The sequence below is a fragment of the Streptomyces sp. NPDC001890 genome (genome assembly GCF_042891445.1).
Lineage (GTDB): Bacteria > Actinomycetota > Actinomycetes > Streptomycetales > Streptomycetaceae > Streptomyces.
Genome location: NZ_JBIATE010000025.1, coordinates 12,223 through 35,645 on the forward strand (window position 1 = coordinate 12,223; position 23,423 = coordinate 35,645).

At 68.9% G+C, this 23,423-nt stretch carries 24 protein-coding genes and 1 pseudogene; 16 read left to right on the forward strand and 9 right to left on the reverse strand.

Annotation, left to right across the window (positions count from 1 at the left end):
• Positions 1–276 precede the first annotated feature (276 nt).
• A complete protein-coding gene (locus ACFYY1_RS35255; RefSeq protein WP_388592888.1) occupies positions 277–903 on the reverse strand; it encodes a hypothetical protein in 627 nt (208 codons plus the stop codon).
• A gap of 550 nt (positions 904–1,453) precedes the next feature.
• Here ACFYY1_RS35255 and ACFYY1_RS35260 point away from each other — a divergent pair.
• From ACFYY1_RS35260 to ACFYY1_RS35270, 3 genes are all read left to right on the forward strand, one after another.
• Complete coding sequence (locus tag ACFYY1_RS35260; protein ID WP_388592891.1) at positions 1,454–2,254, forward strand: Ku protein; 801 nt, start codon at positions 1,454–1,456, stop codon at positions 2,252–2,254.
• 405 nt (positions 2,255–2,659) lie between these two features.
• The gene (locus tag ACFYY1_RS35265; protein ID WP_388592894.1) at positions 2,660–2,788 is read left to right on the forward strand and encodes a hypothetical protein; all 129 of its coding nucleotides are present in this window, start codon (positions 2,660–2,662) and stop codon (positions 2,786–2,788) included.
• 107 nt (positions 2,789–2,895) lie between these two features.
• Positions 2,896–3,396: a hypothetical protein gene (locus tag ACFYY1_RS35270; RefSeq protein ID WP_388592897.1), complete on the forward strand. Its 501-nt coding sequence runs from the start codon at positions 2,896–2,898 to the stop codon at positions 3,394–3,396.
• A 190-nt stretch (positions 3,397–3,586) separates the two neighbouring features.
• Here ACFYY1_RS35270 and ACFYY1_RS35275 read toward each other — a convergent pair whose 3' ends face one another.
• On the reverse strand, positions 3,587–4,132 hold the full coding sequence (locus ACFYY1_RS35275) for a hypothetical protein (RefSeq protein ID WP_388592899.1): 546 nt from the start codon (positions 4,130–4,132) through the stop codon (positions 3,587–3,589).
• A gap of 232 nt (positions 4,133–4,364) precedes the next feature.
• Here ACFYY1_RS35275 and ACFYY1_RS35280 point away from each other — a divergent pair, with 232 nt between their 5' ends.
• The 4 genes from ACFYY1_RS35280 to ACFYY1_RS35295 all read left to right on the forward strand — a co-directional run bounded on the left by ACFYY1_RS35280 (position 4,365) and on the right by ACFYY1_RS35295 (position 8,099).
• Positions 4,365–4,988, forward strand: a complete 624-nt coding sequence (locus tag ACFYY1_RS35280; protein WP_388592902.1) for a hypothetical protein — start codon at positions 4,365–4,367, stop codon at positions 4,986–4,988.
• A 411-nt stretch (positions 4,989–5,399) separates the two neighbouring features.
• Entirely contained in the window at positions 5,400–5,927 is a 528-nt protein-coding gene (locus ACFYY1_RS35285) for a hypothetical protein (RefSeq protein ID WP_388592903.1), read from the forward strand.
• Positions 5,928–6,095: 168 nt separating this feature from the next.
• Complete coding sequence (locus ACFYY1_RS35290; RefSeq protein ID WP_388592904.1) at positions 6,096–6,491, forward strand: hypothetical protein; 396 nt, start codon at positions 6,096–6,098, stop codon at positions 6,489–6,491.
• Positions 6,492–7,613: 1,122 nt separating this feature from the next.
• Positions 7,614–8,099 carry a DUF6924 domain-containing protein gene (locus ACFYY1_RS35295; protein ID WP_388592907.1) on the forward strand — a complete coding sequence of 162 codons (486 nt, stop codon included), beginning with the start codon at positions 7,614–7,616 and terminating at the stop codon, positions 8,097–8,099.
• A gap of 8 nt (positions 8,100–8,107) precedes the next feature.
• Here the strand turns inward: ACFYY1_RS35295 and ACFYY1_RS35300 are convergent, their stop codons facing one another.
• Positions 8,108–8,509 (reverse strand): hypothetical protein, encoded by a 402-nt coding sequence (locus ACFYY1_RS35300; protein WP_388592908.1) that lies wholly within the window; start codon positions 8,507–8,509, stop codon positions 8,108–8,110.
• 648 nt (positions 8,510–9,157) lie between these two features.
• Between ACFYY1_RS35300 and ACFYY1_RS35305 the strand changes: the two genes are divergently transcribed.
• Positions 9,158–10,153, forward strand: coding sequence for a hypothetical protein (locus ACFYY1_RS35305; protein WP_388592910.1), 996 nt, complete (start codon positions 9,158–9,160; stop codon positions 10,151–10,153).
• Between the two features lie 128 nt (positions 10,154–10,281).
• Here ACFYY1_RS35305 and ACFYY1_RS35310 read toward each other — a convergent pair whose 3' ends face one another.
• From ACFYY1_RS35310 to ACFYY1_RS35320, 3 genes are all read right to left on the reverse strand, one after another.
• A complete protein-coding gene (locus tag ACFYY1_RS35310) occupies positions 10,282–10,503 on the reverse strand; it encodes a hypothetical protein (protein WP_388592913.1) in 222 nt (73 codons plus the stop codon).
• A gap of 87 nt (positions 10,504–10,590) precedes the next feature.
• Positions 10,591–11,115, reverse strand: coding sequence for a hypothetical protein (locus ACFYY1_RS35315; RefSeq protein ID WP_388592915.1), 525 nt, complete (start codon positions 11,113–11,115; stop codon positions 10,591–10,593).
• 157 nt (positions 11,116–11,272) lie between these two features.
• On the reverse strand, positions 11,273–11,581 hold the full coding sequence (locus ACFYY1_RS35320) for a hypothetical protein (protein ID WP_388592918.1): 309 nt from the start codon (positions 11,579–11,581) through the stop codon (positions 11,273–11,275).
• 315 nt (positions 11,582–11,896) lie between these two features.
• Here ACFYY1_RS35320 and ACFYY1_RS35325 point away from each other — a divergent pair, with 315 nt between their 5' ends.
• Positions 11,897–12,148, forward strand: coding sequence for a hypothetical protein (locus ACFYY1_RS35325; RefSeq protein WP_388592921.1), 252 nt, complete (start codon positions 11,897–11,899; stop codon positions 12,146–12,148).
• A gap of 508 nt (positions 12,149–12,656) precedes the next feature.
• Here the strand turns inward: ACFYY1_RS35325 and ACFYY1_RS35330 are convergent.
• Together ACFYY1_RS35330 and ACFYY1_RS35335 are read right to left on the reverse strand one after the other, a co-directional pair.
• Complete coding sequence (locus ACFYY1_RS35330; protein WP_388592923.1) at positions 12,657–13,355, reverse strand: hypothetical protein; 699 nt, start codon at positions 13,353–13,355, stop codon at positions 12,657–12,659.
• A 74-nt stretch (positions 13,356–13,429) separates the two neighbouring features.
• Positions 13,430–13,747 (reverse strand): annotated as a pseudogene (locus tag ACFYY1_RS35335) (transposase); the annotation flags it as partial.
• A 291-nt stretch (positions 13,748–14,038) separates the two neighbouring features.
• On the opposite strand from ACFYY1_RS35335, the gene ACFYY1_RS35340 reads away from it, so the two are divergent.
• The 7 genes from ACFYY1_RS35340 to ACFYY1_RS35370 all read left to right on the forward strand — a co-directional run bounded on the left by ACFYY1_RS35340 (position 14,039) and on the right by ACFYY1_RS35370 (position 21,433).
• Positions 14,039–15,397: a transcriptional regulator gene (locus tag ACFYY1_RS35340; protein ID WP_388592925.1), complete on the forward strand. Its 1,359-nt coding sequence runs from the start codon at positions 14,039–14,041 to the stop codon at positions 15,395–15,397.
• Between the two features lie 437 nt (positions 15,398–15,834).
• Positions 15,835–16,026, forward strand: a complete 192-nt coding sequence (locus tag ACFYY1_RS35345) for a hypothetical protein (protein WP_388592928.1) — start codon at positions 15,835–15,837, stop codon at positions 16,024–16,026.
• Positions 16,027–16,598: 572 nt separating this feature from the next.
• Positions 16,599–16,865 (forward strand): hypothetical protein, encoded by a 267-nt coding sequence (locus ACFYY1_RS35350; protein ID WP_388592931.1) that lies wholly within the window; start codon positions 16,599–16,601, stop codon positions 16,863–16,865.
• Entirely contained in the window at positions 16,862–17,815 is a 954-nt protein-coding gene (locus tag ACFYY1_RS35355; RefSeq protein ID WP_388592932.1) for a hypothetical protein, read from the forward strand. The genes ACFYY1_RS35350 and ACFYY1_RS35355 overlap by 4 nt, the downstream gene beginning before the upstream one ends.
• A 213-nt stretch (positions 17,816–18,028) precedes the next feature.
• The gene (locus tag ACFYY1_RS35360) at positions 18,029–18,850 is read left to right on the forward strand and encodes a hypothetical protein (RefSeq protein ID WP_388592934.1); all 822 of its coding nucleotides are present in this window, start codon (positions 18,029–18,031) and stop codon (positions 18,848–18,850) included.
• A 381-nt stretch (positions 18,851–19,231) separates the two neighbouring features.
• Positions 19,232–19,867 carry a GNAT family N-acetyltransferase gene (locus tag ACFYY1_RS35365; RefSeq protein WP_388592935.1) on the forward strand — a complete coding sequence of 212 codons (636 nt, stop codon included), beginning with the start codon at positions 19,232–19,234 and terminating at the stop codon, positions 19,865–19,867.
• 543 nt (positions 19,868–20,410) lie between these two features.
• On the forward strand, positions 20,411–21,433 hold the full coding sequence (locus ACFYY1_RS35370) for a hypothetical protein (RefSeq protein WP_388592938.1): 1,023 nt from the start codon (positions 20,411–20,413) through the stop codon (positions 21,431–21,433).
• A gap of 893 nt (positions 21,434–22,326) precedes the next feature.
• On the opposite strand, the gene ACFYY1_RS35375 is transcribed toward ACFYY1_RS35370, so the two are convergent.
• Positions 22,327–23,247: a hypothetical protein gene (locus ACFYY1_RS35375; RefSeq protein ID WP_388592939.1), complete on the reverse strand. Its 921-nt coding sequence runs from the start codon at positions 23,245–23,247 to the stop codon at positions 22,327–22,329.
• Positions 23,248–23,423 lie beyond the last annotated feature (176 nt).

Consider the following 23,423-nt stretch of genomic DNA (forward strand, 5'->3'; position numbering starts at 1 on the left):
GTTTGATTCCCGCTTGATCGTTTCGGGATCGTGCAGGCCGCGTCGGGGCTGGGTTGGGGATTTGGGCATGGGGTGGCCGCTGGTCTGCCCAGCTCTTCCACTTTGTCCAGTCTCGGGCCCCTTCGGGCAGGTCGGTCAGGGTGCGTCAGAGACCTGGTGGTGCATGCACCGTGCTGAACAGCTGGGCGAAGTCCTGGGGGCGTCCAGTCGGTCTCGTCGATGTGGGCGATGACGGCTTTGACAGAGGTGTTCATCCGCACGGTGATCGAGAAGCGGTCACCCAGGGCCCGGCAGGCGTTGATGATGTCGGCGCCGTAAAACGCTGAGTCCGCCCGCAGCACCAGCAGTCCGCTCCCGCCGCAGGCGCGGGCGGTGCGGATGGTCTCGGCCACGAACGCTGCCGCCCCGCGCGCGGAGTTCGAGGGTCCCTTGCGCAGCCTGGTGGCGGCGATTACGGGGGGCGGACAGGGGTGTGGAGACGATGCCGAGCAACGCGTTCAGGCCCTTGACCTTGCTGTATCCGTAGCCGGCGCCTTGTTTGGCGTAGCCGTAGGTGCGGCGGATGGTGTCGTCGATGTCCACGTAGGCGGCCTGGTCCGCGCCGGGCAGCAGCGGGGTGTGACGGGCCAGTTCGGGCAGGAATCGGCGGGCCACGGCGTGCAGTTGCTTGACATGCCCGTGGGTGAAGGAGCGCAGGAACGACCCCAGCGTGGATGGGGCCCGCACTCCGGAGAACAGGCGGCCCATCACGCCATGTCGCAGCCGGTCCATGTCCTCGATGCTGTCGGCGCCTGCGGCCATGCCGCCCACCAGCGACATCAGCTTCGCGGCGGGGAAGGCGCCCGTCCCGTCCTTCGAGGCAGGCAGCCGGATGTGCCCCCGGCCAGCGCGGGCAGACCGCACCGCTCGGCCAGCCGCACCATCGGCTCCAGCCCGCCGGACGCGATCAAGTTCGGGTCGCCGAACGTGGAAGATACCGCCGCCGAGGCGTGGGAGGATTGCATCTCGGAAGTGTCTTGCCGATCGTGCTTGATGTGGTCCTAGAGAAACCCCATCATCGCAGGTCACAAGGCACTTCTTCGTTTCCGGAAGACCTATCCACAGGTATCAAGCCGGTGGATCCGGGCTCAGTGCAGGTCAGGCAGTGAGCGTAACTGCGCTGGGGACCGCAGGTAGTGGCGGGTGGAGGACCGCACCTGTATCAGCGACCCGAAGGTGGCTCGGTAGTGGCGCCGCATTGGCACTTCACCGTGCAGCATCTGGCATGTTCCCCGAGACCGGCCGCCCACCCGGTCCATCAGTTGCAACCACAGGCGCAGAGACAACCGCAGTCAAGACAGTCACGCTACGAAAACGCCTGGTAGGTGTCAGGTCACCGCTGGGGTGGGCTGCTCGTGTCTGGCGTGGAGTAGTCCGCTGTGCGCGCCTGTGCCGGTCGGTAGAGGCTGGGGGTATGGATGGCAGGGTGCCCGCGCGGTCGGTCTGGAAGGGGGTGTTCTCCTTCGGGATGGTGGTGCTGCCTGCACGTCTGTACTCGGCCACCGAGGAGCACAAGGCCAGGCTCAGGGAGGTTCACTCCGTCGATTCCGGCCGGATCCGTCACAAACGCGTGTGCGAGCTGGAAGGCGGGGGCGAGGAGGTCCCTCACGAGAACGTGGGCCGGGCATTCGAGCTGCCGGATGGGCGGCTGGTGCCGCTGACGGACGAGGACCTGGATCATCTTCCGTTGCCGACTCGGCACGTCGCCGAGGTCCTTGGTTTCGTTCCGGGGACGGACATCGACCCGATCAGCTACGGGCGGGCCTACTTCGCCGCACCGGACGGGCCGGCTGCGGACCGCCCGTACGTGCTGTTGACGGAGGTCCTGGCACGCACCGGGTACGTGGGCCTCTGCAAGATCGCCATTGGCCGCCGCGAGCGGCTGGCGGTGCTGCGGCCCAGGCACGGAGTCCTGGTGTGCCAGACCCTGCTGTGGCAGGACGAGCTGCGCGATCCCGGCGACCTGGCTCCATCGACACCGGTGACGGACCAAGAGCTTCAGCTCGCCGAAACGCTGCTGTCTGAGTTGACCGGGACTGAGATGCGGGAACTGCACGACGAATACGGTCGCGCGCTGGAGCAGCTGGTGGACGCCAAGGTCACGGGCGGCGAAGTTGAGACGCTGCCGGTACCCCAGCCGGCCGCCGACCTGCTTACGGCCTTGGAAGAGAGCGTGCGAGCCGCGCGCACCTCCCGAGCAGGTGAGGCTGACTAGCCAGTCGGCGGGCAGCGCATACGCGTTCTCCGCCTGGACCGTCCGTGCGAGGTAGGAACGCCCGTCTGCGCGCTCATGAACTCAAGTCGCCTGGCCGGAAGGAAGGGCCGGCCTGCGACTGCACAGCGGGGGCAGAGCGGCGCCCGGGCGGCATGACCCGCTCCAGGTCGCGCAGTACCCGCTGAGCCTCGCCGCGGACCTGGGCGGGGACATCGCCTTGCTCGACGACAAGGCGGGTGTAGATCGGGGTCTCCTGGAACACGGGCGAGGTCTGCTTTCTGGTGCGGGACAGCGAACGGGAGTCCGCGACAGCGGTGCGCTGCCGCGTCGGCTGGTGGCCCGACCGGCGTTGGCCGAGGGCCGTCTACAGCTGGGGGTCGAGGCCGAACAGATTCAATCAGGTCGGTGAAGAGCTCCTGTGCGGCCTCCCCCAGCGCCTCGTGCACCACCCCGCTCAAGCTGGAGCTGGCCACCTCCGTACGCGCCGTCGGCCACCACGCCGAGTTGCAGGTCCGCAGGCCCTGCACGGACTGATACCACACGTGCGAATATCTTGGTCTGCTTTTGGGGTAGTTGATCCTGCTGGTGTGGTGGCCTTGGTGAGCTGGAGCCGCACCGATGCCGTGAGGAAGGAAGCCCCCATGGACACGCGCTCGGCAGAGAGCCCCGCCAGGCCGGAGTTGCGGGACCAGATGGTCTCCGCGATCGAGGCCAGGGCGCTCATGACGGTGACCGGCGACGACGCGGCCGACGTCGCACGGGCCGTTCGCACCGTGCTCGTCGACCTCGGCGAGCACGACATCGTCGACGTCGTCGCGGTCGCGCCCTACTCCACCAAGACCCTCGTGGACGCGTTGTGGACCGGGCTCCACCAGGAACGGTGGGCCCGGCCCCGGCATACCGAAGAGGCTCTCCGCCACGTCGACGGAGTACTCGCCCGCCGTACCCGGCCCGTACTCGTCCTCCACCACACCCACCAGTGGCGCACCGAGGCCCTGGAAACTGTCGGCGGGATCTGGAAGACCGCAGGCGGGGCTCGTACTCCGACGGTCCTGACCGGGACAGGCCGGCTGGCCACCGTGCTGGCACGGCCGCGCCTCAGCGGCCTGCGCAGCCTCATCTGTGTGCGTCACCAGCTCTGAGGCGGGGAGGGTCTCGCGGTTCACCGCCGCACGGCCCTGAATCACGGCCCCGCACGGCATCACGCCGAGCGGCTGGAGCCCGGCCGCTCAGCGTCGGTACCTAGCCGCGTGGGCGATCGAGGGCAGGGACGGCAGCGATGCCCCGCACGATGCCATGGTCGGGGCCGTGCTTCCTGTCTCCGCCCGACTGCTACCAGCGCCGGGCAGGCCGGGGCCGCTGCTGCAGTTCGGCCAGCTCGGCTACAGCGAGAAGGCGGTCGGTGGTCTCCTGGCCGACTGCTTCGACGAGCCGTTCGGTGCTTGAGGCGATCAAGAACCAGGAGCACCGTGGCAGCACGCTCAGGCGAGCGACGGCGTCCGCCAGGGCCCCGGCCTCCAACGCCATCGTTGCCTGGACATCTGCAGAGTCCGTTTCCAGCGGCAGCGTCGCCTCACGTACGAGGTCGACGGAGAGCGTCAGGTCGTCGATGACTGTGACCGCGGTGGTGTTCTCGATCAGGCCGGGCTGGTAGGTGCTTTTGAGGTCGTGGGCTTGATGGACGGTGATGTCCGTTTCGCGGTATCCGGCGGCCGTCAGGCGGCGCAGCGCGGCGTAGGCGGTGTGTGATTTGCCGGACCAGTGCGGGCCCAGGAGCAGGAGGCGGGCGGTGTCTCCGGACAGGATGGTGGAGCACCATTGTGCGATGGCCGGGTGGTCGGTCTCGGCTTCGCGGAAGCGGGCCGGTATGAAGGACATGGGGACAGCGTAGTCGGACAGGCCTTCCAGTCGCGGTCGTTGTGAGCCTCTTGGTTCCGCGTCCCAGCCGGGCGTTCCACCACGAACACGTCTCGGATGGTCCCGGTCTCTTCGTCATAGGCCAGGGGAGCACTGTAGGGAGCATCGCCTTTTCCGGGACGGGGTATCCGGCAGGTGCCCCTTGGCCGAGGTGCTCTTCTGCCGGCGGCGTTGCCGCACCACAATCTCGGACATGCGAGAAGAGGACCTCTACACCGAGCAGTACTTCGGCGACGAGCAGCAATCCGTCGCCGATGCGCCGCAGTGGGAGCAGCAGGCGTTGCCGACGACGAGGCTGAACGTGCAGTACAGGAACCCGTACCTGGACTCCATGACGGCGAAGGTACTGCTGGGCGACTACTTCGACACCGGGCGTCTGCCGCCCGCGGAGGTCGTCGCGGCGGTACGGCACCAGTCGTGGAGGGACCTGGAGGACAAGGGGGGTTCGCTCGACGTCGTCGGTGACCGGTTGTACGTCCTGTTCTTCCGTTCCATGTGCTCGAGGCTGTCGTACGTCAAGGTCGGCCGGACGAAGAAGGAGGACAAAGCGCAGGTCCGGAAGCGGATCATGGCGCATGAGGGCGAGGCCAAGATCGCCCAGGCGGTCCTTTTCGACGCATGGATCTCCCGTCCCTGTGTGTCGGCCGTCGTGTGGGAGAAGGGCGTCAAGGCGCACTTGAGTGCTGCGGCGGAGGAGGACATCATTCCGGTCGAGCAGGTGAAGGCGGAGTACTTCCGTGGCATCGCCTTCGGCACTGCTGTCCGGGTGGCCGGGATGCAGGAAGACCGCAGCGGGGTTGTCTTCCTCGCACCGTGATGTCCGGTCCGGGGCGTCGTCCTGCGCTGCGTGTCCGACGGCTGCGGGGGCAGGGGTCTCTTGTGGTCGCCGCGCGCAGCGCGTCCTCTTCACGTTCCACGGCTTGCGGACTGCGTCCGGCAGCCGGGGAGTGTGGAAGGGATGCAGCGCGGTCGGGCGGTGCGGGCCCCGTAGGGGCCTTGACCAGCAGGCCCGAGAAGACAACGACGATCACGTCTGCTGGGAAATGGACCCGAAGACCAAGGCGCGCTGCAGACGGGACCCCGCCAAAATGGGGACCACTGTGACCCCACACCCGCCCATCGTGGAACCACCCCGGAACCACCTGGCACATCTGACCTCCCCGCCTGCACCCGAGCGGTCGGGTCTATCGCACGCCGGGCGCCAAAATACCGGGCAGAATCCCGTCCCGTGGACACCAACGGCTGGATAGCCATAGCAGGTATCGCAGGGACTCTGATCGGTGCAGGCCTTGGCGCCGGCGGTGCCATCCTGTCCGCCCGCATTACTGGAGACCGGCAAGCCCGAGCAACGCATGACCAGTGGCGCAGACAGATGCGGCGGGATGCCTATGCCCGATTCATCACCGTTACACTCCCAGCTTTTGAAACTCTCCACGCCGTCCGGAACGCAGTCACAGAGGAAGGCTGGTTGGGGCCCGGCATCGACCAGCAACGGGCAGACCTTGAGGGGCACTTGCGGGAGCTCCGCGAGGCGCTGGTGATCGTCAACCTTGAAGGGCCCGAAAGCGTGTCCACTGCTGCTGATCAGGGCTTCGTGGCACTCGCTGCAGCTGCTCGGTTGATTACCGCCACAGGGCAGGTCACCGACGGCAATCCGATCTCGATGCCTGGCCAGCTCCCAAACCTCTTGGATGAAGCTGGTCGGCTCCTCGATGTCATGCGGATAGAAGTTCAGGGCCTCCTCGACCATGAGTAAAGCGGCAGGCCATCGGCCATTGGAGGTGTTCGAACTAAGGTTCCGGGTTCCCCGGAAACGCAGGAGTGAAGAGTGGAGCCCCGACACGACCGCACCGCGGTCCCGGCTGCCCTGCGCCCGTCGTGTCCAAGCCGATACTCCTCACCGTTGCGGAAGGATGGGGGTGGCGTGAAGCCGCGGAGCAAGATGGACGATGTCCTTGAGGGAGCCTGGGTCGTCCTGACCCGCCTGATCCTGCCTGTGGGCATCGGGCTTTGGGTGCTCTCTGTCATGTTCGAGTTCAGCCTTCCAGGCTTCGGAGACGACGAACCGCCTCCCCGGCCCGCACCGTCCGCAACGACGACGCCGATCTCATGGACGTTCCTGGGTAACAGCTGCGCCGACGGGTCATCCTCATCGGCGATAGGCCAGCGAGGCGCGTGCAGCTACCACGGCGGAGTTGTGAGCGTCTGGTCCAAGCCCGACGGCTATACGGTGCGTTGTCGCGGCGGGGGCGGGAATCTACCTCGTACCGAAGAGGCGTTTGCGCTGGTCATTAAGCAATTCGGCTCCATCGGCTGCTGAGAGCCAACGTCGCAGGAGAATCGCGCCTGCGCGGTCCAACAACCAGTCGCTCCGCCTGATGCACCCGAGTCCGAACCTGCCGTACGACGCCCGCGCCAGCCCGCTTACGACGAGCACGGCAAGGGCCGTACGGAGTCTCGTTGAGGCGATCACCGGCAAGGGCTGGGAGTCGGACGCGCGGCGCTCCGTCGCCGCGCCCCATGGGCGTCGTACCAGAGCGCGGCGACGTCCCGGTCGTCGGTCGCCAGGGTGACCTGACCGGGGGCTGGACATCGGCGAGGAGCTCCAGGAGGAAGGCGCGGCGCTCGGTGTACGGCAGGTGTCGGCAGTCGCCGATCGCCGGGTCCGGGGGCGGCATGGCTAAGGGGCGGCCGCTCGTCGTGCAGGGCATTGGAACCCAGGGGTAGTCGACACGGCATGGAAGCACCGTCTCTACGAGAGCCTCACCGATTCGCCGAACAGCAGCCCAGGGCCAGGTCTGCGAGTACGGGGCACGGAAGCGACTGGGCAAGGGCTGCCTCGGCCTTGTGGAAGGCTTCGTGGGAAGGTCCGGTGAGCCGGACGCTGGTCGGCTGTCCAAGCCGGCGGCATCTGGTGGCAGGGTGGCGACGATGTCGCTCGAGACTTGGCGCGGAGCGCTGTTGCAGAGGGTGTATCTCCAGGCCCGGCTGCTGTTCTGAGTGGCCGACATGGGGCAGCGCGATGGGCAGCGGGGCGACGATCAGGCCGCCCTGGACGGCTTGGCCCACCCACGTCTCGGGCAGACCCGCCCATCAGGGACATCACACGCGCAGAGATGACCGCGGTCGGAATGGTTACCGCCAAGTGCTGCTCGCGTCTGGCGTGGAGTAGTCCGCTGTGCGTGCCTGTGCCGGTCGGTAGAGGCTGGGGGTATGGATGGCAAGGTGCCTGCACGGTCGGTCTGGAAGGGGGTGATCTCCTTCGGCATGGTGGCGATCCTTATCTATACCTGGCAACCATTTGCACAGGTCAGGAGCCTTCCCTTTGAGTAGGGACGTAAGGTCAGTGGCGTCAACCATGAAGGTCAAGCCAGCGCGCGAAGGTGCTGTCGGCGGCTCATGGGACAGTCGGACCCAAGCCGGGCACTGTGGGAGGGGATGCATGAAGGCTCTGCCTGAGATTGCAGGACGTGACGAATTCGATGCCCTGATCATCCGGACCGACTACGGGGACGAGGCTGCATGGCAGGCGGTGGTCGCGGACCTGGCTCAGCCATGGGGAGACGACGGCAAGTTTCAACCCTCCTCTGTTCACCTCGTCGACGACGCTGCTTGGGCCGATCTCACGCCCGATGAGGTCCTCAACGAGGCGAGGCGGGACGAGAACCTGAGCGTTGTGTTCGTCGCCGATCGGGTCACGATGCAGTCTGTCCATCGCGCGCTGCTCGCCCTCGACATCACCGAGGACGAAGACCTCGACCCGATGTACTACCAGGAGCTCATCGACTCCCCACCGCCTCGAGAGTTCCGGACCGTCCCGGCCGGCGTTCACGACGTGCATGGCAATTTGGCGATCGCCAACATGGACTTTGCGGAGTTCGCCGAGGCAGCCTTCGCCGATCCGGACCGCATCTACCGGTCCGTCTGAACCAACTGCTACCGGTTCTCGTCCCGGATCATCTGCCGCAGGCCGGTGCGGGCCGCGGTCAGGTCCCGTTCCAGTTCTCTGACGTAGTCGGCGAGTGGCCGGAGCTGGGCCACCTCGTGTTCGAGCTTCCTGTTGGCTTCGGTGAGTTCGGTGATCCGCTCGGTCAGCTTCTGGTTGCTGATCTGATCAAGCTGATGTCCGAGGTGCTGCCGCATAGCGGCTCGAAGCTGATCGCGTTCCGTGCGGAGTTCTTTGATCTCCTCGCGGGCCATCGCCAGGTCGGATTGGAGGCTGGCGGGCCTTGCTCGTCGGCCTTGGGCTGCAGCGGTGACGGGCGCCTGTTCCTGCCGCTGGATGGCCGCTTGGATGTGTTCGCGGACGCCCTCGGCATAGACGAGCCAGGTCGACACTCTCGCAGCCCGCACGGCCCTGGATCACGGCCCCGCACGACATCACGCCGAGCGGCCGGTGCCCGACCGTTCAGCGTCGGCCCCGTGCTGCCCTGGACGAGATCGGCACCGGGTGGCCGGTCTGGGACGCCGGATGGCAGCGGTGCCTGCGCCTGGTCCAGAACCAGCTTGCCGACAGCGGCAGCATGCCCCTGGAGACCGGCGCGGCAGTGGTCCAGGGAGAGGACCTCGGACGGTGGGTACGAGGCTGCCGGCTCGGATGGGGCGCGGCGTGGAGTGGACAGTGGACGTCGCGAGGCGATCGCGGTGAGCTCTGGCAGCGGGGTGCTGCGGCAGGATCTGCTCGCCGGGGAGACGACGTTGTCCCTTCCAGGCGGCGTTGCTGCCTGCTACGGGATGGAGGAAGAGCCGTGCCTGCCTCGTTGGCAGTGGCCCGGTGCCGAGGGCACGGCACCGCCGGAGGTGGGGTCGGGCTGGAAGAATCGTCGCCCCAGATAGTTCGTCAGCGAGGCAGGTTTCATGTTCAGCGACTACCACCGCCGCAAGGGCGGTGCTTGTGAGGTCGGCGCACGGGTGCCCGGGGAGCGCGGTCCGTTCGGCGTCTTTCCTCATCCGAGCGGGACCGGCCGTGTGGAGGGGGAGCGGCCGGTGCTGGATCGGTGGCTCGCGGACGCGGGCGAGGAGCATCCGGTGGCCGGCTGGTCGCGCGGGGCGGAGCCGGCGGCTGTCGGCGCCGCTCTTGACGCCATGGAGGACGTGCTCGGTGTCCTGGACCGGGTCGCCGGTGACGAGCCGCGCTGGCGGGCCAAGCGGGCCGAGTTCGCCGGCCTGCGCAGCCTCGGCCAGTTGCTGGAGATGCGGGGCGAGTTCGTCGTCGCCCGTGCGCTGGCCGAGGCCGGTGTCCCGTACGGGCTGGGGGATCTCCGGGTCTCGAATCCAGACTTCCTGCTCGCCGACGGCGGGGGCGGGTCGGTGGCCGGGGTGGAGGTGACGGCTGTCAGCCCGAAGGGGATCGCCGAGCTGTGCGAGCTCGTCGAGAGTGAGGGCGGGCTCGGCGATGTGCGGGTGGAGCTGGAGTTCACCGCCTACCCCTCGCGGCTGCAGGACGACGCGGCCGGGCAGATCCTGGACGCGGTCCGCGTCCAGGCCGCGGTACTGGCCGACGGCGGCCAGGCGGGCGATGCGGTGGTCACGGTCGAGGACAAGAAGAACGTCGTCCCGGTGACGGTCACGGTCCGGGTCCGCCCCGGCCGGGGGCCGCTGATGTGGCAGGTGACCGGCGGAGAGCTGGAGGGGCCGATGGCGTCGGCGGAGTACGCGGTCTTCCAGGCCGGCCGAGGAGAGGCAAAGGCGGAGCAGGGGCGGTCCCTGGACGGGGCACCGGTAATCCTGACCGTTGACATCTCCCGTTACGGCGCCGCCTGGATGCGGCCGGCCCAGGTGTGGGCTGGCCGCCTCGCTGCGTACGAGGACTTCGGGGCCGGGTACCCGTTCGCAGCGGTCGGAGTCTTCCGCCAGAGTCTGACGGAGTCGGCTGTCCTTGACGCGGCCGTCGGTATCCCCTCGCATCTCGCCCCGGACGCGCGCCGGACGGTCCTCGGGCTGTGCGAGCGCCTCGGGTGGACGGCCGCCCCGGCCGATTGACCTTCCGGCGCCGCAACGGCGGGACCGGACGCTGTCCGGTGTCCCCGCCTCTCCTGGGTCCTCACAATCGGCGAGGCGTTCAGCCGCCCTGCCCATCACAGGGTGGGCACCAAACCGCGGCGCACCGATCAAGCACCAGGCTTGTCGCCCAGCACCGCTCGGGCCATTGCCTCGGCATAAGGGCTGATGACGCCCTCGTCATCTCCATCCGCGGCGTCCTCCAGCCACTCTGCGAGCGGACCACGCAGCGCGATATCAACACGGTCATTGCCCTGTCGAAGCGACTCAACGGAGCGGTGAAGCAGCTTGGCCAGGGACTCATCAGACTCGGTAGGGAAAGACGAGTTCAAGACAGACCTCCGTTGAAAAAGCAGGACAGCAGCACACTCGTATGCTCCCAGACTCGCCGAGTTGAGGTCAGACCTTAAACGACAAGCCTATTCCTCCTCTTCCTCCGCGTCGCCGATGGCGACGCGGAGGTCGTGCATGCTCTGCTGGACCTCGATCACGGACACCTCGGCCCGGCCGAGGGCACGCCGGACGCCTTCCACATCGCCGTCCTGGAAGCGAAGGTGAGCGCCGAACGTGTCCGCCGAGACCACGATGGCCATGGACGCGGCCGACTGCCCTGGGAAAGTCTCGTCCTCGTCGAGCCCCAGGAGCTGCACCCCAGTGCGATGCAGCCGGTTGATCAGCACATTGTTCGTCGTGCCAGAGTCCGGACCCGCCTCCTCGATCCATCCCAGCAGCACTTCGCCTTCGTCCTCGTCGCTGCCCAGCCGGGTCGCGGCGGTGATCTCCAGCTCCACTTTGGCCAGAAGGGCGCCGAGCAGCCGCCAGCGGTCCTCATCCTGCGGGCCTTCGGGCCGCATCTCCGGATCGAAGAGCGGCTCGGCTCCCAAAGCCACCAGAGCTCGATAGATCTGGTCCGCGCTCACCGGGTACTCGCTGCTGATGCTCACGCTTTCAGCATCACCGCACGCGACCGCGAACGCCCGCACCAACACCGCCCGGTGCTTCGAAGACCAGGCCGTAGCTCGGATCAACAGGCCGGATCAGGAGCACGCACTCATGGGCGCCGTAGCGACAGGCCCTCGTCGGGCAGGCCGTCCGCGGGAATCAGGCCCCGCGGGCGGCGTCCGCCCGCTGGAGAGTTTGGTGCAGGTGCCACAGCGTCACGGCAGGAAGGAGCCCGCCGAGCCGGTCGGCGGCCCTCAAGTGAGCAACGCCGGACATCAATTCGGCCTTGGCGCGGGAGTCGGTCTCCTCGTGAAAGGTTCCAGCAGCCTCTTCCAAGAGGTCGGCCAGCTCGGCGACGCCTGGATCGTCCGGCACTGCACCGCCCCACCGAGCCGCGGCGCCGCTGAGCTTGATGATGACGCGGCCTCGTGCTCCGGCCAGGCGCAATGAGAGATCTTCGTTGATCACATGCGACATCCTCTCCTATACCTGGCTGCGAAGCAGAAGTTCGGCCCCCGCCACGATATGCCAGCACCAAGTACCCGTTCGCTCGGTCCACCACCAGCAGACGCCTGCTGACCATCGGCTCCTACCCGGGAGGCGCAGGCCGCCGTCGGTCTGCCCTTGCAGTTCGCGTTCCGGCTTCCCAGTCATGGTGTTCGCCCGGGCTGTCGGTCCCTGGTGACAGACTCTGCGTACGCCCCGTCGGCGATCAGGCCGTGCCTGCAGCCGGTTCGTGCCGTCGGCGGCGCCCGTTCACCTACCTGAAGGAGAGCTGAGGACATGGGCACGCCAGACACCCACGCGTGGTGCTTCGATCACGGGCGCGCCCACACGTTCAAGGGCGGTAAGGAGCCCTGGTGCGGTGCGGCGTGGGTGGCGTTTGCCGCGACCTCCGCCGAGGAGGCCCTGACCGCCAAGCAGGCCGCTTACGGAGATGCCCAGTTCCTCCACCAGCTTTCGGCGGCCGATCAGCTGGACGTCATAAAGATCCGCGGCACCCGGTCCGAGGCGCCGGCCCAGCAGCAGACCTGACTCGCGCAGCGGGACCGTATCCACCCCGCTTCGCCCTGAGCCCGAGCTCAGGAAGGAGCTTCAGGTCAAGCAGGAGCAGGAGCAGCGTGCCTGGGAGCCGTCGCGGGGAGACAACCAACTGGACCGCGTCCCGGCGACGGCGCCACTATTCTCGGCAAAGTCGTTGCCGTCATTCCTCGCCGTCTGATGGGCCGCCAGCAGCATGTGGAGGTGCCCTTGTCCGATCAGCAGCCGAAGTCGTCACGTCCAAGCAGCAGGCCCAGTGTCGAGGAGCTCCTCCGTGTCCATGCGGCGCCTCGTCAGCGGTCGGTTGACGATCACATGCTCGTGGCCGACGAGAGCCCTACACCTTCCGGCTGCAACTGTTCACCGCTGCCGGACACCGGACGGTAGCGGTGGCCACCCAGACCCCCGCCGAGGGCAGGAGTCTGACCAACGGAGCCGAGCGCTACGCCTCGCGGGTATGGGAAGTCCATGAAGCCGATGCCACGGAGCCGCCGATCTGGATTCACGCGTCCTTGCCCAGCACGCTCATTCGTTCCTCCAGCCGGGCCCGGAGGTCCGACAGGTCGTCATCGGGGAACTTCCGGGCGATTAAGTCGAGCCCCTCGCTCAGGTAGGACAGGGAGGCGCTCATGCCGTAGTTGTCCGGATCTGGATCAGCGAACAAGTACGGCCAGTCGTAGAGGCCCTTGGTACGCACCAGCGTGTCGAGGTAGTCGCCATAGCTGAGGTCGAGACGGGTGGGTCCCTGCCTGAGGTCGAAGTACCAGAGCTCCAGCGAAGCCTGGTCGGGGGCAAGTCGCATCGCGGTGTAAGTCCCGGTTCCACCCACAGGATGGGTCTCGAAGATCCTGAACCCATGGATCAGCCGCTCCTGTTCAGATGCCGTCACGGCGACCGGCTTCTTCCCGGCTCCGAGGAGCAGCGCCTCACCAATGTGCCTCAGGTGGAATTCCCCGGCGATCGTCTGGAAGGGTTCCAGGGCTCGCCAGGCGAAGACGAGACTGGAATGTCGGTGAAAGTTCAGGGTCAGCGCTGCGGGCAGCGGGGTCTTCTCCACGGCTCGCACGATGTGGAAAGCGTCCTCGGCGCGCTCCATGTAGGTGGCCAGCGGACCCCGGTCGTAGGTGTCGACACGCAGGGACCCACACGCCTGGACCTGCTCCACCATCTCTCGGAGTCGGCGCTCGTAGTCGGTTTCCATATCTCCTCCGGATCGCGCTCATACGATTACTTCTTCAGGTGAAGGTCAGTCGAACCTGAGTCGGCCCGCCGTGGCTGGTGGGCTCGCACCGCGGTCGAGTCCACGGACACATCCCAGTCGATCCGGCCCGCGGCATCCTCGGCGGCCCGGATGCGAGAAAGCAGCATCTTCCAGGTTCCATCAGCTGACCAGCGACGATGCCGTTTCCAGACGGTCTCCCACGGCCCGAACCGCTCCGGCAGGTCCCGCCACTGCACACCAGTCGGCACTCGGTAGAGAACCCCGTTGATCACACGACGGTGGTCACTCCACCGACCCCCACGCCCACCACCACGAGGCAGGAAAGACTCCAGTCGATCCCACTCCGCAATCGTCAGATTCCCACGACCCATCCCACCACCCTGACCTCGGTCGGATGGTTCCCCGTCGGCCGTACGGGGCTGTGCGGCTCCCGTACGGCCTCTTCACGGGGAGGTGGTGCAAGCCGCCGGTCCGCGGTCCCGGTCGGGCTCTGACTCAAGGAGACGGCCGAATGCACCTGCGAGGAAAGGGGAACAGGTGCTGCCTCGGTGTTGCCTCCCTGCCGCCTGGCAGGTCAGCAGGGCCCCAACTCCCGGTCCTGTCGGCTAGGTTCAGTTCAACGATCGCGCACGGTTCCATCCCACCCGGGGGTGCAACGCCATATGACCATCACTACCAGCCGCTCCCGGCATCTGCTCGCCTCCGTAAGGACCTCCACCGGCCACAGCCTCGCCACCTACGCCAAGGCGGTCGCCGAACGGGCCGCCGCGCTCGGCCACGGTCACATGGCCTTCCGCCGCGAGAAGGTCTGCCGGTGGGAAGCGGGCGTCGAACCGGAGATGCCCGCCCAGTTGGCAATGGCCGACCTGCACGGGGTCGACCCGGACCAGGTGAGAGCGCGAGGATGGCCAGGTTGGCTGTTGCTCGCCCTGCCCGGACCCGACGTCCTGGCCCCGTTCACCCCGGAGGTCACGCTGTCCGCCCTCGACGACCTGGCCGCCGACCCAGCCCGCGCCGACGACGCCGGCAACCCTCTCCTGCCGCCCTCCGTGCTGAAGGCCCTCACCACACAGTGGACCGAGCACGTGATGGACACCATCGCCCACGGCACCAGCGGCGGCTACATCGGCGTGGAGGTCTCCACCGCGATCCACACCCGCCTCACCGCGCTGTGGCACCTGGACGACTCCCTCGGCGGCACCGCCTGCACCACCAGCGCCCGCACCGACCTGAAGATGGTCACCAAGCTGCTGCGGCACGCCCGCCACACCGGACAGCTCACCACCGACCTCCACTTCCTCGCCGCCGAGTACGCCCGCTTCCTCGGCTGGGCCGAGTTCGACGCCGGCAACACCCCCGGCGCCCAGCGTGCCTGGCACGCCGCCCTGCGCGCCTCCGCCGAAGCGGCCGACCCCGCCCACAGTGCGTATCTGCTCGCCAACCTCGCCCTGGCCTGCGTGTACGACGACCAGCCCGGCATGGGCAGCGACTTACTCGCCACCGCCCGGAACATCGCCGGCACCCGTACGACACCGCTGGTCGCCGCAATGATCGACACCTGGCGGGTCAGGGCAACCGCGGCCACCGGCGACGCCAAGCAGGCCGCCCACCTCCTGGTCCAGGCGGAGACCGAGTACGAGCGCGCCCGTACAGGGGACGACAACCCAGACTGGGCGTACTGGATGTGCCGCCCCAGCCACATGGCTGAGACCGGCAGAGCCTTCCTCGACCTCGGGGACTCCACGACGGCCGAGAGCCTGCTGACCGACGGCCTGGACGCGCTGGAGCCGGGCGTGATGCGCGACCGCGTCCTCTACCTCACTTGGATCGCCACCGCACAAGCCCGCCGCCACGACCTCGACGCGGCCGCCGCGACCGCAACCACCGCGATGGACATCGCCACCATGGTCGAGTCCGGCCGCTGCACCACCCTGCTCGCCGACCTAGCCACCGAACTCGAACCCCACCGCGCCGCTCGTCCGGTCGGCGCGGTCCTCGACCGCCTCAGCAGCCACCAATGATCTCCGGGGCGGGAGGCACAAGGCGCCGTGACGGCCCCGCCCCGGTCTGCACCCCAATCCGTAGCTACCCTGCCGCTCGGCGCCACGCCGGGCGTTGGGCCCGTACGACGCCGTCGGCCTCTTCGACGTCGGTGACCAGGATGGGCTGCTGGCCCGAGAGAACTCCGGGCGGAGGTTGGTGACTACCCATATATGCGCGGGCTGATGCAGCCGGTGGCCCGGGACGCTGTCGAAGGGCTGGACGAGGCGTACACGGAGGCCTGCCTCGACCTCACCACAGGCATCCAGAGCACCGGCACCACCATCGACGCACGGTGGAAGGTCGCGCCTGATCACAGTCATACCCTGCTCCTGCTTCATGGCAGGGCTCCCAGGCCCTGCGAGCTGGCGGTCAGCTTCGCGCTCGAGACCGCCAGGGAGCGGCAGTTCTTCGTGGGGTGGCCGAGCACGCGGACACCGGGCCGGTCAGCCTCTGGATCTACCCCGACAAGGAGGATGCTGCGCGCGCCGCGGTCGCGCTGCAGAAGCAAGACATGCCGCTCTTCGGCAGCCTGGGCATCGGTGTCGAAAGCGACCTGCACTGCCGTACCTTGCACCGACTGGGCCGAAATCCCAGCCCGGCCACCTGACGGTACCTGGGCGGGCAATGCTCCGGGGTCGCGCTGCCCGCCGCAACTGCCGCCCGTGGCTTCGGAGCGCAGCCGCGTAGGCGCAGCGATGGCGTCATGACTGACCATTGCGTGCGGTGCGAGCCACCGTCGGTCTGCCCTTGCCGCTCATATCTCGGCTTTCCAGCCATCGTGTTCGCTCGGGCTGTCGGCCCCTGGTGACGGACTCCGCGTACGCCCCGTAGACAATCAGGCTGTGCCTGCAGCCGGTTCGTGCGGTGACGTTCGCGGCTGGCACACCCGTGAGGGTGGGCTGGCCGTTGTGACCCAGAGGGGCCTGGCGATGGTTGTCCGGGACCGAGAAGCGCGTTCTCGCACCGGTGCGCAGCAGCCCGGCAGACCGCCATGCGCGATGGAACAGCATCTTCTCGTTTTCCCCCCTCGACCTGCGGAAATGTGGAAAGTAGGAAGGACACGTCGGTCACGTCGGCCACAGTTGTCGGCTCGCGTCCACGGCCCGCGCACTGCCACCATCAGCTCACGCGCCGGGCCCCGGCTGCCCAGCACCCCAACTCCCCTACGGAGGCGCCGCCATGTCCACTCCCCCGACCGGCCCCGAGCCCACCACCCCGCCCACCGTCGGGCCCGCCGCCGGTGCGCCGGGCCCGGCGGCGTACGGGCGCCTTGGCGCGGCCGAGGCCGCCATCGTCATCTCCGCCATCGCCGCGGTGACCGTCCTCGCCGTCCTCGAGCGCCCGGTCCCCGCCCTCCTGACCACCCTCGCCGCGGCGACCGTCCTCCTGCTCCTGCCCGGCCGGGCCCTGCGTCTGCTCGCCGTGCTCACCGGCGGCCGCCCATGAACCGCGTCCCCGCCCGTGGCCGCCCGGCCGCAGAGCCGGCCGAACTCGCCGCCCTGCGCGGCTGGCTGCGCGGGAAGAAGGCCGCCGCGGCAACACAGGCGGGGGCCGAAGGGAAGCGGGCCACCTTCCAGTACCTCGCCGACCGGGCATGCGCCGGCGGCTCCCAGTACGTGGTGTCCGCCTGCACCCTGCGCCAGGCCCTCGACGGCCGCCTCCCCACCCTGCGCACCACCCTCGCCTTCACCCATGGCGCCGGCGGCGATGAGAAAGACCTGGAGAAAGCCCGGCTGCTGTGGGAGGCCGCCGAACGCGCCGTCAACCCGCCGCGGAAAAGGCCCGCCCCACACGTCCCCGGCCTGTTCACCACCCCGGCCGGACTCGTCCGCGCCATGAACCGTGTACGCGCCACCGCGCCGCACACCAGCCTGCGTGCCCTCGCCGGCAAGGCCGGGCCCGGACTCGCTCTCAGCACCCTGCACCGCTTCCTCACCGGCCGGCAGATGCCCACCGCCGCGCAACTGGAGAGGTTTGCCGCCGCCTGCGACGCCGGCGCCGAGGCCACCGCCGCACTCCTTGCCGGACACCAGCGGATACTCACCGGCCCGCAGCTGCCTCCCTCCTACCCGTGCGCGTACGCCGAGTGGGCCGAGGAACGGCGCCAGCGGGACGAGGCCGCCCGGCCCTGGCTCGCCGAGCCGGAACTCGACTGGTACGACCAGCAGTTACGCGACGCCGAGGAGGCCGAACTCCAGCGCCTCATCGACGCCGAGGAAGCCTTCATTGCCGAGTGGGAAGCCAGCCAGGAACACACCCACGGCAACCCCGGCACCGGCACCGGCACCGGCACCAGCACCAGCACCAGCACGGGACACAGCCCGGGTGCCGGATCCGGGCTCAGCGCCCTGGGTACCGAGCTCGCCGCGTGGGTCCGGCCGGCCCACGATCCGTGACCGCCCGGGGTCCGGCGTTGAGCACCGCCTGCGGCCCGGGCGTCTTGCCCTATGCTCGGGCTGTCCCTTTCACGGCGGCGGAACTGCCGACGGGGCGTGGCAGGTGCCGAGATCGGCGTCTGAGGATCGCAACGACGCATGTGTGCCGTCGCGCCTGCCTGTCTCCGGGCGGGTGCGACGGCGGTCCACGCACGCCACGTATCGGGAGTACCCATGGCCTTCCTCGCCCTCGTCCTCGACGCCCGCAACTACGACGGTCTGTCCGACCTCTTGCGGGAGGCGGTGATCCGCCGTCAACGGCGGGAGGACCCCGGGTTGTGGAGCCTGGACCTGCTCGCCCAAGAACACCAGGTGCCTGTCGCCGCGGTCCGTGAGGCACTCGCGCAGGGCGACCACCCGATCCTCGACCGGACCACCCCGGGCTGCCTGCTGGGCCGCTTCGCCGGTATCTCCGCCTGGGTGGACGACTGCGTCAAAGGCGGAACCACTCGCAAAATGGTCGACATGTCCCTGGCCCCGGGATTCTCCTGGCCGCCGCTGGCCGTCACCGACTGGGCGCAGCGCCTGCGGCGGGACATGAAGCGGCTGCGGCCGGACCAGGAGGCCGCGGCACGCGCCGCACTGCGGTCCGTACACGCCCTGATGGACGGCGCCGACATGTGCAACCAGGTGCTCAGAAAGGAGGAGCCGAGCCGGGCCGTGCACGCGCACGCGGTGCAGCGCGGAGTGCTGGACCGTGCCGGCTCCGCAGAAGCGGTCCGTGCGTCGGACCGCACCATCGCGCTGGCGACGCGGACGAGGGAGGCCTTGCTGCGGACCACCGGGTGGGAGGCCGAAGCGCTGGCCCGCCTGACCGTGCGGGACGTGACCCTGCTGGACGGTGGGCAGGCGATGAAGTTCGGCGGCCGGGCCCCGGACAGTGCCGTTCGGCAGCATGTCGGATGGCGGACCGGCGCCCTGGTGGCGGCACTGGCCGCCGACCGGGCAGAGGACGAACTGCTGCTGGACTACGCGTCCGACCCCGTGGCCCCGTAACCGGCCGGAACACCGGACTGCGGACCACCGCGGCCCCGGAACGACGAGCGCCGGACACGAGCACGGACCACTCGCGCCCGCACCCCTGGGCGACGCGAAGCGCGGGCAGCTCAGCGGCGGCAGGACGCACGTGGACGAGTGCGGCCGCTGCGTCCGCAGGGCCGGGCCCGTCCCCGCCTGTGGGATTCGAACGAGTCTGCCGAGCCCCTTCGGTGCGAAAGGAATGCGCCATCCTTCGCGCCTCCGGCGACGCAATAACCACCTTTGCTCTCAAACAGGTACGGCCTTTTGACCTACTGGTAACCATGCCTCCGCGTCGGCTGCCGAATGGCCCTCAGTGGCCGCGCGGCGCATGTTCTGCCCCGACCCGTAAGGACGCCCGTGGGACGACACAAGCCCGGCAAGGTTCGACGCCGACGCCCCGACGAACTGCCGGACCACGTCCAGATCAGACAGACCCGTCCCGGAGAGGGCAAGGCGTTCACTGATCTCGCCGCACTCGCCATGGAAGGCCACGGCGACTTCGACGACCGCGAGGCCATGTGCGAGACCATTGACGAAGGCGGCCCGTTCATCAGCCAGTACAAGGCCGGGCAGTTCGTTTTCCTGGTCGCCGAACACACGCCCACCGGGCGCATCGTCGGCATCTCGTCCAGCACCCCGCCCCTGTCCGTCCTCGCCGGCATGGAGCGCGACGGAGCCGACCCCACCGCACTCGGCGCCACCGCCATGGCCTACGTCAAGCTGCGGGCCCTGGCCGTGGCAGAGGACCACCGCGGGCAGGGCATCGCCTCCGCCCTCCTTGCCAGGACCTTGGCCGTCCACCGTGATCACCGCGCGTTCTTCGCGTACGGGCAGTTCCTCGCCGGGGACGCCGCCCTGGCCCGGTTCTACCGGCGCCGGGGGTTCACCATCCACGCCCCGGGCGAGCCGGTCATCCTCACCGGCGGCTCCACGTACACCGAAGTCGGCGCCGCACCACTGCCCGATGAGCAGATGTTCTCGCGCATGCTCTGAACTTCTTCAACCTGGTGGATGCCCTCGGTATGATTCAGGTGCTGTCACGCATACCCAATGCTTCGGCACGTCCCTGCGGGCAGAGAGCATGGCTGATCGGGACTGCTCACACTGCGGTGTGTGTCGGCCGCACCTCAGCGCGATGCTCACTTTCAGCTCTTCCTTCCTGCCGCTGCAGCAGCAGGGGCCCGGCGCAGCACGACGCGACTGCGGGGCGGGCGTCTCCATACGTGCTCGTCTTCTTCATCTCGTGTACAAGCCCAGATGGGCCCGCTCTCAGGCTGCGGCACGTTCCTGCCGAGCCTGGGCCCGTCGCCACTCCCGGCACCCTGTACCCCGACAGGCCTGCCGCGGAGACAGCCCTCTCGGATTGCCGCGGTACGCGGAGGGCCTTGGCGAGTTGAGGCACGAGGCGGAAGCGGGCGGTGTGGTACTGGATGGCCACCTTGCCCTTGCCGGTCCTTTCACGAGCGACCACCTATGAAACATCGATGCCCGACCCGTTCGGCGGAACCGAGGACGTCCTTCGTCGTTGAACTGGGCATGGCGACAACTCATCTGCGGGCCTGCGACGTTCCCGAGGTCCGCCAGGGCCTGCTTCAGTGGGCCGACGACAACGTCGTACGCGGCCTGCGCGGCCCGGGCGCGGTACAGGTCAACGGCTTCACCGATCCCTTCCTCATGCAGTCGGCCGTGCGGGGCGCGGAGCAGTTCTTCGTGAACGACCGTATGACGTGGCTGGCGCGTACGACAGGCGAGGAGCTGCCGGTGTGCGCGTTTGACGCGGACGACCTGCCGGACCCGATCGGGTTCCTGATCTGGTCCGACGACCCGAGCGCTCACACCCAGACCCTCGGGCGGCCACGGGCCGTGCTGTGGTGCCGGGCCGGGATGACGCTGAGGGTCCTGGTCCTGGACGACGCCGGTCCGTACCGGCGCACCCTGGAGGAACTCGGCAGCCGGGCCGATGCGACCTGGGCCCGTCAGATCCAAGGCTCGCTCGCCGGTGATCTGGCCATCGGCTTCGGCGCGACGATCCCGCTGAACACCGAGACCGAGTGGGACGAGGTGAAGCACGCCTGGACCGTCGACAAGTACGGTCGCCCGGCGAAGGACCTGTACGGCGTGGGCAGCGACCGGGTCAACGACATCAACGAGGACCAACTGCGGGTCATCCGGACCCTGCTGGGCACCCTGCTGCTGATCCGCCAGCCCGCCGACGCGCGCCGCGCACTGTGGCAGGCGGAACAGGTACGGCCCGACGCCGCGGCCCGCAAACGTCTGCGTCGGGCCGGGGCCGAGCATCCCGACGCCCCGGTCCGCTACATCACGCTCCGCCAGTCCATCCGCCCCGCGCCCGACGACGACCGCGGTGCCCGGGACACCGCCGGTCGCATCTACCGGCACCAGTGGTTCGTACGGCCGCACCGCCGCACCTATCCCGATCAGGACGACCCGACGGGCTACTCCCGAAAGTGGGTCGGCCCCTACCTCGTCACTCCCGAAGGATGTGCGGACGCCCCGATCCTGGGCAGGGAACGGGTCGTCAGCGTCCTGCGCCACTGAAGCCGGAGTGCACCCCGCCCCGTCGCCAGTAGGTCACCCCGTATCTTCTACGGGCAGGGTCCGCTGCTGTGCGGGGTGTGCCTGGCCAAGTTCAGGCCCGCGGACACGTGGAAATGCCCGCCCAGAGGAGCGGGAAGAACGCGTGATCCCCACCCTGCGCAGGAAGGAAGAGACGCTGCCACTCGGGGCCACGTCGGGCGCTGGGCCCGTACGAGGCCGTCGGCCAGTGGGTCGCAGAGCAATACGGAGTTGTGTGTGCCAGCGATCAGCCTCGCCCTCCTTCTGCCCGTGCCTGGACGACTGTGAACCGGCCGGCGACCGGCCCGGCGTCCGCGTTGACCTCACCACCGACGTCTCGGGCCAGCGCTCCCGAACCGCAGGCCGATTGCCAGGCCGGCCGGTCGCGTCCAGGGCTGTGTCCGGATCGGACCGGCCGACGGCTAGGCCCGGCCGGAACGCCAACGGGCAGCCTCGGGCACCAGCCCAACCGCCAACCGCGCCAACCGCGCCAACCGGCAGCATCCCCGGGCCGGCTTCACCGGCCTGGGGAAACCCGGCCCGCCGGTCCTACTCGTGCTGCGGCGGGCCGTCACACCCTCCTTCCAGCGCGCGGGCGAGCGGCGGGGCTCGCCGGGCGTCGGCTGGCGGCCGCGGGCTCAACGAGGCGCAGCCGGACGAGGGCATCGATCAGCGCGGGCAGTGTCTGAGCCACATACCAACTGCACCCCTCCTCTACCAGCGGCGATGCGCGGCGCCGTGACGGACAACGGCCGTGCCTGACAACGTCATCCGACGGACGGACGCCGACAGACAGCCGGGCTGGCGAACGGCAGCACGCGGGTGCTCTACGACGGTCCAGTGAGGGCCTGGTGGCGGGTCCGTCCGTTGTCGCGTCACCCAGCCGGACCAGCCAGCCACAGCATGGGGGCACGCACGGTGCCGCGGACCTTGGCCGGTGGCCACTGGTCCGCGGGCTCGGCCCCGGTCACGACAGCCGCGTCGAACGGTGTCGTGCGAGCGGAGGCCAGCCAGTCGGCCGCCGCCACCCAGAAGGCGTTCTTCGCGCCGACCATCCGGGCCGCCTCATCGACGGCGCTGCCCGGCGAGATGTCCGGCAGCGTTTCCGTGCCGAGGACCGTGTCGACTCCCGCGTGGAATGACAGCACGGTTCGGCGGGCGGCCTCCGTCACGGTGCCGCCTTCCAGATGCAGGGGCTGGACGGGAATGCGGTCGAGTGCGGCAGTGGGGGCGATATCCGGGGCGATACGCAGTTCGGCGCGCCGCTCTTGTTCGTTCCACTCCAGGTGGAGGAAGGCGCCCAGGGCCCCGTTGGGTGCCTCGGAGACGACGTAGAGGCCGTGGAGGGGCCAGCGCTGGGGCAGGTCTGCGGGCATCCGGTCGCCCGCCTCCTGCAGCTCAAGGACCGTGTCGTCGTGGATGTTGACCATGTGCCGTCCAGCGGCTCGCCACGCTCCGATCGCCTGCAGCCTGGCTGCGTCGCCGGCGGCCATGACGGCAAGTCCCGGGCCGGTCGCGCCGGGAGCCCGGGTGGTGCGGTGGGGGTAGTGGTCGGCGAGTACCTGCTGAACGTGGGCCACAGGCAGCCAACACCAAGTCGGGATGCTGCCGCCGGCGGTTTCGCGCGCCTGGTCCAGCCGGTCGAAAGCGCCGGGGAACTGCCGCTCGGCCTGCCGTTCCAGCTTCTCCAGCCGTGACGCGGCGGCCCTGTACATCCTGGGCAGCCATCGGAACTGCTCGGCGAGCTCGCCCTCTCGGCGCTTGGCGAAGCTCTTGGCATAGGTGTCGCGATCCATCACTGACCTCGTGCTCGTGGCGGGGCGGAACCGAAGACGACTCCGGTACGCCACTGTGCCGTACACCGCTGACGCAGGTGGCAGGTTCCCGCAGGGGCGGGCCCATGGCCGACGGCGTCGGCGGACCGGGCATCGCCAACTCTGGTACACACAACGGGCAGCTCTTCCGGGCGGCG